This is a genomic window from Mycobacterium sp. 4D054, assembly GCF_052245755.1.
Lineage (GTDB): Bacteria > Actinomycetota > Actinomycetes > Mycobacteriales > Mycobacteriaceae > Mycobacterium.
Genome location: NZ_JBQQCF010000006.1, coordinates 171,681 through 181,588, shown reverse-complemented (window position 1 = coordinate 181,588; position 9,908 = coordinate 171,681). Strand labels below are relative to the sequence as shown.

9 protein-coding genes, 1 tRNA gene and 1 other RNA gene are annotated in these 9,908 nt (G+C 69.3%); 7 read left to right on the top strand and 4 right to left on the bottom strand.

Annotated elements, in window-relative coordinates; genetic code table 11:
- Nucleotides 1-3: 3 nt before the first annotated feature.
- The 4 genes from ACTWP6_RS07560 to ACTWP6_RS07545 are packed head-to-tail and all read left to right on the top strand — an operon-like array spanning nt 4 to nt 3,393.
- The gene (locus ACTWP6_RS07560; RefSeq protein WP_443187265.1) at nt 4-1,062 is read left to right on the top strand and encodes an ATP-dependent DNA ligase; all 1,059 of its coding nucleotides are present in this window, start codon (nt 4-6) and stop codon (nt 1,060-1,062) included.
- Nucleotides 1,062-2,111, top strand: a complete 1,050-nt coding sequence (gene ligD / locus ACTWP6_RS07555) for a non-homologous end-joining DNA ligase (protein WP_443187258.1) — start codon at nt 1,062-1,064, stop codon at nt 2,109-2,111. Before ACTWP6_RS07560 ends, ligD begins: the two co-directional genes overlap by 1 nt.
- A 23-nt stretch (nt 2,112-2,134) precedes the next feature.
- The gene (locus tag ACTWP6_RS07550; protein ID WP_260755725.1) at nt 2,135-2,644 is read left to right on the top strand and encodes a hypothetical protein; all 510 of its coding nucleotides are present in this window, start codon (nt 2,135-2,137) and stop codon (nt 2,642-2,644) included.
- Nucleotides 2,641-3,393 carry a thioesterase II family protein gene (locus tag ACTWP6_RS07545; protein WP_260755724.1) on the top strand — a complete coding sequence of 251 codons (753 nt, stop codon included), beginning with the start codon at nt 2,641-2,643 and terminating at the stop codon, nt 3,391-3,393. The genes ACTWP6_RS07550 and ACTWP6_RS07545 overlap by 4 nt, the downstream gene beginning before the upstream one ends.
- 15 nt (nt 3,394-3,408) lie before the next feature.
- Here the strand turns inward: ACTWP6_RS07545 and ACTWP6_RS07540 are convergent, their stop codons facing one another.
- The 4 genes from ACTWP6_RS07540 to ACTWP6_RS07525 all read right to left on the bottom strand — a co-directional run bounded on the left by ACTWP6_RS07540 (nt 3,409) and on the right by ACTWP6_RS07525 (nt 6,479).
- On the bottom strand, nt 3,409-4,482 hold the full coding sequence (locus ACTWP6_RS07540) for an NAD(P)H-dependent amine dehydrogenase family protein (RefSeq protein WP_443187257.1): 1,074 nt from the start codon (nt 4,480-4,482) through the stop codon (nt 3,409-3,411).
- Nucleotides 4,483-4,532: 50 nt separating this feature from the next.
- Nucleotides 4,533-5,552 carry a S1C family serine protease gene (locus ACTWP6_RS07535; protein ID WP_443187256.1) on the bottom strand — a complete coding sequence of 340 codons (1,020 nt, stop codon included), beginning with the start codon at nt 5,550-5,552 and terminating at the stop codon, nt 4,533-4,535.
- Between the two features lie 46 nt (nt 5,553-5,598).
- Complete coding sequence (locus tag ACTWP6_RS07530; protein WP_260755720.1) at nt 5,599-6,324, bottom strand: hypothetical protein; 726 nt, start codon at nt 6,322-6,324, stop codon at nt 5,599-5,601.
- Between the two features lie 69 nt (nt 6,325-6,393).
- Nucleotides 6,394-6,479, bottom strand: a tRNA-Ser gene (locus ACTWP6_RS07525).
- Between the two features lie 92 nt (nt 6,480-6,571).
- Between ACTWP6_RS07525 and ffs the strand changes: the two genes are divergently transcribed.
- The 3 genes from ffs to ACTWP6_RS07510 all read left to right on the top strand — a co-directional run bounded on the left by ffs (nt 6,572) and on the right by ACTWP6_RS07510 (nt 9,908).
- An RNA gene (ffs, locus tag ACTWP6_RS07520) (signal recognition particle sRNA small type) lies at nt 6,572-6,666 on the top strand.
- 30 nt (nt 6,667-6,696) lie between these two features.
- A complete protein-coding gene (locus tag ACTWP6_RS07515) occupies nt 6,697-8,004 on the top strand; it encodes an aminotransferase class I/II-fold pyridoxal phosphate-dependent enzyme (protein WP_260755719.1) in 1,308 nt (435 codons plus the stop codon).
- A gap of 26 nt (nt 8,005-8,030) precedes the next feature.
- Nucleotides 8,031-9,908, top strand: coding sequence for a DNA polymerase III subunits gamma/tau (locus ACTWP6_RS07510; protein WP_443187255.1), 1,878 nt, complete (start codon nt 8,031-8,033; stop codon nt 9,906-9,908).

The window sequence follows — 9,908 nt, the reverse complement described above, 5'->3', positions numbered from 1 at the left end:
AAGATCACCCGCCACGGCAACTCGCTCGGCGCAGACTCCACCCGACCCACCTCGCCCATAGCCGGATCCTCCGCCCGCCGCAGCCACTCCATCGGAAGGCTCGCCGAAGTTCAGTCAACTAGACGCGCGCTGGTGTTCCGCGACGGCGACAGCCTCGTGCTGCTGTCGCGTAGCGGCAAGGATCTGGCCCGCTACTTCCCCGAAGTGCTCGACGCGGTGCGCGACGAGCTCGCACCCCGCTGCGTTCTCGACGGTGAAATCGTCGTGCCCCGGGAGATCGCCGGACGCATCAGGTTGGACTGGGAGTCCCTGAGCCAGCGCATCCATCCCGCCGCCAGCCGAATCAAGATGCTGTCCGAGCAGACACCGGCGCACTTCATCGGCTTCGATGCGTTGGCCCTCGGGGATACCTCGCTGATGAAGGAGCCGTTCCGCACCCGTCGCGAAGCCCTCCTCGAAGCAGTCAACGAGAAACAGTGGTGTCACGTCACGCGCACCACCGAGGACCCCGCTCTCGGCACGCAATGGTTGGACGAATTCGAGGGCGCCGGCCTGGACGGGGTCATCGCCAAGCGTCTCGACGGACCATATCTGCCCGGCAAGCGGGAGATGGTGAAGGTCAAACACCACCGCGACGCCGACTGCGTGGCCATCGGCTACCGGATCCACAAGAGCGGCGAAGGCATCGGCTCGATTCTCCTCGGCCTATACCGCGACGACGGCGAACTGCAGATGGTCGGTGGCGCCGCGTCGTTCACCGCCAAGGCACGGTTGACGCTGCTGGCCGACCTCGAACCCCTGCGCATCGGCGACGACACGCGTGACGGCGAACCGAGCCGGTGGAATTCGGCCGCCGACAAACGCTGGATCCCGGTACGCCCCGAGCGGGTATGCGAAGTCGCCTACGACCAGATGGAAGGCCACACCGACAGCGGCCGGCGCTTCCGGCACGCGGTGAAGTTCCTCCGCTGGCGGCCCGACCGGGACCCCGCCAGTTGCACCTTCGACCAGCTCGACGTTCCGCTGAACTACGACCTCTACGACGTGCTGGAGAAGTCCTAATGGCAAGCGCCGCAACCGAAATCGACGTCGACGGGATCAAGGTCCGACTGACCAACCCGGACAAGCCGTACTTCCCGAAGCTCGGCAAGGACGGCACCAAGGGCAAGCTCGTCGACTACTACCTGTCGGTGGCCGACCGGATGGTCGCACTGCTGCGAGACCGGCCTGTGCATCTGCAGCGGTTCCCCGACGGTATCGACGGCGAGGAGATCTATCAGAAACGTGTGCCACAGAAGCACCCGGACTACCTCGAAACCTGCACCGTCACTTTTCCGTCCGGCCGCACCGCCGACGCGCTGAAGATCACCCACCCCGCGGCGATCGCGTGGGCGGCGCAGATGGGAACGGTCACGCTGCACCCGTGGCAGGTGCGCTGCCCGGACACCGAACATCCCGACGAGCTGCGCATCGACCTGGATCCCCAACCCGGCACCGGTTTCAAAGAGGCCCGAGCGGTGGCCGTGGACGTTCTCAAGCCGCTTCTCGATGAACTCGGCCTGGTCGGGTACCCCAAGACCTCCGGCGGCCGCGGCGTGCACGTCTTTCTCCGGATCAAAACCGACTGGGATTTCATCGCGGTCCGTCGTGCCGGTATCGCGCTGGCGCGGGAGGTCGAACGTCGCGCCCCCGATGCGGTGACGACGTCCTGGTGGAAGGAGGAGCGGGGCGAGCGGCTCTTCATCGACTACAACCAGAACGCCCGCGACCGCACATTCGCGTCGGCGTACTCGGCTCGCCGGACCCCGATCGCGACAGTGTCCACGCCACTGACGTGGGACGAACTACGCGACGCCGAACCCGACGACTACACGATCCTGACGGTGCCGGACTTCGTCGCCGGCCGGCCCGACCCGTGGGCCGACATCGACAAGAAGGCACAGTCGATCGACACGCTGCTGGACATGGTGAAGGCCGACGAGGACCGCGGTCTCGGAGACCTGCCGTACCCGCCGAGCTACCCGAAGATGCCGGGCGAACCGCCGCGGGTGCAGCCCAGCAAGAAGGTCGCCGCGCACTGGGATGAAGACGGCAACCGCGTCGGTGACTAGTCCGGCCCGATACCCTGCTGTGCATGCCGATCGCCACCCTCCGGAAGTTGCTCGCCGCACTGGCGATCGTCGGGCTACTCGTCAGCGGTATCGGCGTGGCGACGATGATGATCTTCGGCAGCCGCGGTTCCCAGCAGGAAGTCGCCGCCCCGGAGCGCAGGCCCCCGACCCCGCCGCCGCCGTCGGTACCCACCGACAAGGAGTTCCTGATCGGCGTCGTGGTGACCGCGCAGAACTGCGATCCGGCCGGGCCCTGTACGTATACATACACGATCGACCCCAAATACGTTGGGCTGCATCCATTCCCGGAATCCCCGTTCACAGTGGAGTACGAGGTGCTGGGCGGGCACCAACCGCAGCCCGGCCAGTTCACCGTGTCCGGCGACCAGGCCCAGATCCTCAAAGACGTCGTCGTCGAGGGTCCGCCGGGCGCACAGCTGTCGGCGCGGGTGGTGCGGGTCTTCGAGGTGCCGCCGGCCGCCCCCGAACCGCCACCGGCCCCCGCCGCCGGCGAGCCGGTGCCTGCGCCATGACCCCACCGCTTCCGCGCAGCCGCTGGATGCGCAACTTCCATCCGTCGCCGACGGCTCGAATCCGCCTGGTGTGCTTCCCGCACGCCGGCGGTTCGGCGAGCTACTACTTTCCGATGTCGTCGGCGCTGTCGCCTGAATTCGACGTCTACGGCGTGCAGTACCCCGGCCGTCAGGACCGGTACAGCGAGCCCTTCATCGAGACCATCGACGACCTCGCCGACCAGGCCTATGCCGCGCTCAGCGCGGTGCCCGACGCGCCGCTGGCGTTCTTCGGGCACAGCATGGGCGCGGTGCTCGCCTTCGAGGTGGCGCGGCGCTGTGAGGCAGCGGGAAACCGGCAGGTGGTGACGGTGTTCGCGTCCGGGTCGCGGGCGCCGAGCCGTTACGGCGACGAACGCCAGGCCAAGACCGACACCGACCTCGTCGGCGTGATGCGCGAACTCGGCGGCACAGATCCGCGCGTCCTGGCCAACCCCGAGCTGCTGGACACGTTCCTACCCGCGTTCCGCAACGACTACCGCGCGCTGCAGGACTACCACCGCAGCCCCGACGTCGGGATCCACGCACCGGTGGTGGTGATGACCGCGACCGACGACCCGAAGACCAGCGAGGCTGACGCCCGCGCGTGGCACCAGCACACCACCGGCGGCGGCCAGGTGCACACGTTCGCCGGCGGTCATTTCTACCTGGAGAAACAACCGCACAAAGTTGTCGAGATCGTCGTCAGGACCCTGCGCGACATCAGTTGACGCCCGGCCGCTGAGTCAGGCCCCGGCCGGAACCACCCCGCGCGGCATCGGCAGTGGCAGATCGTTATAGGTCGCGATGCCCGGCGCTGCCGCGACGACGGCCGGGATCGCGTGGATCGGCGGCATCGCGGTCATGATGTGGCCGAGCACGAAGAAGTCCTCGATGGTCTTGGCGTTCTCGATCATGTCCGGCGGGGGCAGGAAGCCGACCGCCATGTTGACCGTGGGCCGGCCCTCGATCGTGATCTTCCAGCCGTCGCCGTCGAGCTGCCAGTCCGGTTCGAGGGTCTGGCCTTTCTTCCAGCGGACGTTGATGTCGATGACGGTCCGTCCCTGGTAGATGCCCTGCCAGCTGGCATACACGCCGGCCACATGACCGGCGGGGATCGTCCACGACGCCATCACGAGGTCCTCGGTGGTCTGCGCGTACTCCGGCACGCACGTGATCTCGTCGAGCTCGATGCCGAGCGCGTCGGCGACCAACTGCACCGCTTCGGCGAACACGGCCGTGCCCTTGGAGGCCATCGGTTGCAGATCCGGGTCGTCGATCGCGGTGCCGAAACCGACGGGCCGCTCGGTGTCGGGGGAGTCGTAGAGCGTGGTGTCGGCCGACTCGGCGATCGTGACCTTGTCGATGCGGTCGCACGCGGTGCCGGCGACGATGGCGAGCAGTTCGGCGAAACCGGGGCTGACCCCGGACCCGAACAGTGTCGACCCGCCGCGCTGGCAGGCGTTGGCCAGCCGGTCCCGGTCGGCGCCGAGGTTGCGCCCGGTGATGAATGACGCGGAGGCCACGACGTTGATTCCGGCTTCGAGGATCTGCACCAGCTCGTCGACGTCGATCCACATCGGGTTGTAGACCACGACGTCCGGTTTCAGCGCCAGCAGCGCGTCGACGTCGTTGGTGGCGGCGATGCCCAGCGGCTCGATGCCCGCCAGCTCGCCCGCGTCACGGCCGACCTTGTCCTCAGACCATGCATAGAGGCCGACCAGTTCGAGATTGGGATTGCCGGCGATCGCGGCCACCGAGGACTTTCCTACGTTTCCCGTCGTCCACTGAACGACCCGATACGACACATTGTTGGGCACTCGCTCAGCATAGGTTCGGCCCAGCCGCCCCCGGCCGGGATTCGGCGAAATCAGACGACGGGTGTCAGGACCGCCTTGCCGGTGCGGGTCTGGCCCGACCGGTCGATCCACGTCAGGTCCAGCACGTCGCCCACGTAGTGGCGATCCAGCACGGACGTCAAGGTGTTGGTCGAGTCGAGCTGGACGCCGTCGAGCACGACGATGACGTCGCCGGGCATCAGTCCGGCCAGCTGGGCCGGACCGCCGTTCATCACTTCCTGGATCAGCACGCCCGGCGTGTCCCGCGGAGCGGTCCGGACCCCGACGCCGAGGAGGACGGGCGGGCCGATGTGCACGGTGTCGGACGGCACCCCGGCCTGGATCTGGCGTGCGACGGTCATGGCGTCGTTGATCGGGATCGCGAAGCCCTTGCCGCCGGGACCCATGCGGAAGTTCACCGACGCCGCAGTCGTGATGCCCACGACACGGCCCGCGCCGTCGACCACCGGGCCTCCGGAATCGCCGGCGCGCACGGGCGCGGCGAACTCGAACAGCCCGGTCAGCTCGTCCTTGGTACCGGTGAGCGTGTCCTCGGCCTGCACGGTGCGGCCGAATGCGGTCAGGGTGCCGACCTCGCGGGTCAGCGGCGCGTCGGTGCCCATCGCGTTGCCGAGCGCGATGACGGGCTGACCAGGGGCCAGCACGTAGGCGTCCCCGATGGGCGCCGCCGGCAGCCCGGCGGCGCCGAGCAGTTGCAGCACGGCGATGTCGCGTCCCCGGTCGTATCCGACGATCTGGGCGGGGTAGGCGCGTCCCCCGACGGTGCCGGTGATGCGGTCGGCGCCCTGCACGACGTGGAAGTTCGTCAGCACCTGCCCGCCCGGGTCGAGCACGACGCCCGTACCGAGGCCGATGACACCCTGATAGTCGACCTCGGTGTCGATGCGTACCACGGACGGTTCGACTTGGGCCGCCGCGGCGACCGGATCACCGGGCGCGGCGACGGCGGGGGTCACCGGAGCCGCGAGAGCCAGGATCGCAGCCAGCGCGATCATCAGTGTCCGGTGTCGGCGAATCAGGCCCATACCCATCAATAGTGGCGGCGACGCCGGCTGCTGTCGACGTGGGCCGGTTTTCTCAGTCCTCGACGGCGACGCCGCCGCGGGTACGTTTGCGCCGACCGGGCACCGTTGCCTTGCCGGTCGGTCGGCGATTCCGCAGTTTGCCGTCGGACTCGTCCCCAGCCTCCGAGGCCGATTCGGAAGCAGGTTCGGCCAGGTCTTCGTCCTCGGACTCCTCCTGGGCCTCGACCGTCTCGGCCTCGGATTCGTCGCTGGTCTCGACCGTCTCAGCCGCGGATTCGTCGCCGGTGTCGGCGACAGTGTCCTTGCCGCGGCGGCTCTTGCGCTCCTTGGCCTTGAGCGGCTTCGGCGGCGGAGGGGGAAGCTCGGCGGCGAACGCCAGGTAGAACGCGAGCACACCCAGCAGAGCGAGCGCGGCGGCCGCACCGTAGATACCGAAGAACCACTGGCCGGCCGAGTCGAGCGACACCCAGATCTCGGTGACCGCGACCCCGATGATCAGCGCCGCGGCCAGCACGTGCAGCGCGATCGACGTGGTCCGCAGGTTCAGCGCCAGCTGCGGTGTGCCGAACTCGGGCCGACGGGTGCGCAGCAGCGTGAACACCACGGGCAGCGCCGCCAGCCCGATCAGCGCTCCGACCACGATGCGCAGCACCGTGCCCAGCGTGTGCGAAGTGTCGCCCAGCAGCTCGGGCATGCGGGGCAGGACGAAGAAGAAGTAAAGGACCCCGGCAGCGATGGAGAACGACGTGTGCCAGATCACCGCGACGGTGCGGCCCATACTCCTCCTCGATCGTGTTGCCCGAGGTGCGACCGGCGAGTCGACAGCCGGTCGCACCTCGGGCGAGTGCGGAGGATGCGGGATTTGAACCCGCGAGGGCTATTAACCCAACCCGCGTTCCAGGCGAGCGCCATAGGCCACTAGGCGAATCCTCCGTCGGCAATGGTAACCGACCCGCTCGCCGGTCTCACAAATCCGCCCGCGAGCTCCTCGTAGGCGCGGCACGAACCCGGCGTACTACACTCGCCGTGGACCCCGCGCGGCGTCCATCCTGTGAACTCCCCCAGGGCCGGAAGGCAGCAAGGGTCAACGGGCTCTGGCGGGTGCGCGGGGTCCCCTTACGTTCATCCGCAAGACGGTGAAAGGCGAGCGGTGTCGTTTCATTCGCTGGGCCGCGACGACCTGCGTGCACAGCACGAACTGCAGCAGCGCAACTACGCGGACCTGCAGGCCAAGAATCTCCGCCTCGACCTGACCCGCGGGAAGCCCTCCCCGGACCAACTCGACCTGTCGAACGGGCTGCTGGGGCTGCCGGGGAATGACCGCGGCGCATACCTGGACCGGGAGGGCACCGACAGCCGAAACTACGGAGGCCTGCACGGGCTGCCCGAGCTGCGCGCGATCTTCGGCGAGCTGCTCGGAATCCCGGTGCCCAACCTGATCGCGGGCAACAACGCCAGCCTGGAGTTCATGCACGACGCGGTGGTCTTCTCACTGCTGCACGGCGGCGTCGACTCGCCCCTGCCGTGGATCGACGAGCTGCGTGGCGGTGCCGGCGTGAAGTTCCTGTGCCCGGCCCCTGGCTACGACCGCCACTTCGCGATCACCGAGAGCCTCGGCATCGAGATGATCACGGTGCCGCTGCGCGAGGACGGCCCCGACCTCGACATGGTCGAGGAGCTCGTCGCCGCGGACCCGGCGATCAAGGGCATGTGGTCCGTGCCGGTCTACTCGAACCCCACCGGCACCACCTACTCCGACGACGCGGTCCGCCGGCTCGTCCAGATGAAAACGGCGGCAACGGATTTCCGCTTGATGTGGGACAACGCCTACGCCGTGCACACTCTCACCGACGACTTCGTCGACCCGGTGGACATCCTCGGACTGGCCGCGGCTGCCGGCCACCCCGACCGCCCGCTGGTGTTCGCGTCGACGTCGAAGATCACCTTCGCCGGCGCGGGTGTCAGCTTTTTCGGGGGCTCGTCGGACACCATCGCCTGGTATCTGAAGCACGCCGGCAAGAAGTCGATCGGCCCCGACAAGGTGAACCAGTTGCGGCACGCCCGGTTCTTCGGCGACGCCGACGGGGTCCGGTCGCACATGCGGCGCCACCGTGAGCTGCTCGCACCGAAGTTCGCGCTCGCGCTGGAGATCCTTGCGGACCGGTTCGGCGACTCCAAGATCGCGTCCTGGACCGAGCCGAAGGGCGGCTACTTCATCAGCCTCGACGTGCTGCCCGGCACCGCCAAACGCACGGTCGCGCTGGCCAAGGACGCGGGCATCGCGGTCACCGAGGCGGGTGCGTCTTTCCCGTACCGAAAAGACCCGGACGACAAGAACATCCGCATCGCACCGACGTTCCCCGCGCTGTCGGACCTGCGCGAGGCCATCGACGGGCTGGCCACGTGCGCGCTGCTGTCTGCGACCGAGCAGCTGCTGGCGCTGCCCCCCGAGAAGTAGTCGGACCGGGTCGGTAGCCTGCTTCCGTGGCTCTCTACCGCAAGTACCGACCGGCGACGTTTGCAGAGGTCGTCGGCCAGGAACACGTCACCGAGCCGCTGTCGACGGCGCTCAACTCCGGCCGCATCAACCACGCCTATCTGTTCTCGGGTCCGCGCGGCTGCGGCAAGACCTCGTCGGCGCGCATCCTCGCCCGCTCCCTCAACTGCGCCGAGGGGCCGACAGCCACACCGTGCGGAGTGTGCGACTCGTGCGTGGCGCTCGCCCCCAACGGGCCGGGCAACATGGACGTCACCGAACTCGACGCGGCCAGCCACGGCGGCGTCGACGACACCAGGGAGCTCCGCGACCGCGCGTTCTACGCCCCCGCCCAGTCGCGCTACCGCATCTTCATCGTCGACGAGGCGCACATGGTCACCACGGCCGGCTTCAACGCGCTGCTCAAGATCGTCGAGGAGCCACCCGAGCACCTGATCTTCGTGTTCGCCACCACCGAGCCCGAGAAGGTGCTGCCGACCATCCGGTCGCGCACCCACCACTATCCGTTCCGGCTGCTGGCGCCGCGCACCATGCGCACGCTGATCGAGAAGATCGTCGCCTCCGAGAGCGTGCAGGTCGACGATGCGGTGTATCCGCTGGTCATCCGCGCCGGCGGCGGTTCCCCCCGCGACACCCTGAGCGTGCTGGATCAGCTGCTGGCCGGCGCCGACGGTAATCACGTCGCCTACCAGCGCGCGCTGGCCCTGCTCGGCGCCACCGACGTCGCGCTGATCGACGACGCCATCGACGCGCTGGCGGCCGGTGACGCCGCCGCGCTGTTCGGCGCGGTCGAGGGTGTCGTCGACGCCGGCCACGATCCGCGCCGCTTCGCCAGCGATCTGCTCGAGCGATTCCGCGACCTGATCGTGCTGCAGGCCGTGCCCGACGCAGTGGCCCGCGGCGTGGTCGACGGCCCCGAGGACGAGCTGGAGCGCATGCGCGATCAGGCCGCCCGGCTCGGCACCGCCACGCTGACCCGCTACGCCGAAGTCATGCACGCCGGGCTCGGCGAGATGCGCGGCGCCACGGCGCCGCGGCTGCTGCTGGAGGTGGCATGCGCGCGGCTGCTGTTGCCGTCTGCCAGCGACACCGAGGCCGCGCTGCTGCAGCGGGTCGAGCGGATCGAGACCCGGCTGGACATGTCGATTCCGGCCAGCGACGAGATCGACGCCGCGCCGGCTGTGCCGCGCAAACAGTTCGTCCGCAAGAGCGAGACCGCCCCCTCCGCGGCTCCTCCGGCACCCCCTCAGCCGCCCACCGAGCCGCCCGCTCCGCCGGCGGCGCCGGTGCCACCCCGGCCGGAGCCTGAAGCCGTTGCGCCCGAGCCCGTTCCGGTGCCGCCCCCGGTGCGGCCGCCTGCCGCGCCGGCCGTGCAGGCGCCGCCGACCACCCCGGCGGCGGCCGTCGCCGCGGGTGAACCGGGCGCGGCCGCGGTACGCAGCATGTGGACCACGGTGCGGGAGAAGGTGCGTGAACGCAGCCGCACCACCGAGGTGATGCTCGCCGGTGCGATCGTGCGTGCCGTCGAAGGTGACACCCTGATCCTGAGCCACGAATCGGCGCCGCTGGCCAGACGGCTGTGCGAACAGCGCAACGCCGACGTGATCCGGGAGGCGCTCAAGGATGCGCTCGGGGTGAATTGGAAGGTGGTCTGTGAGACCGGCGCCCCGGCCGCAGCCGCCGCGCCACCCGCGCGGGAGCAGCGGGCCCCGTCCGAGCCCCCGCCGCCGCCCGACATGGACGACGAGGAGAGCATGCTGGCCGAGGCCGGCAACTCCGACCCGGCCGCCCCGCGCCGCGATCCGGAGGAGGCGGCGCTGGAACTGCTGCAGAACGAGCTCGGCGCCCGCCGCATCGACGGTTAG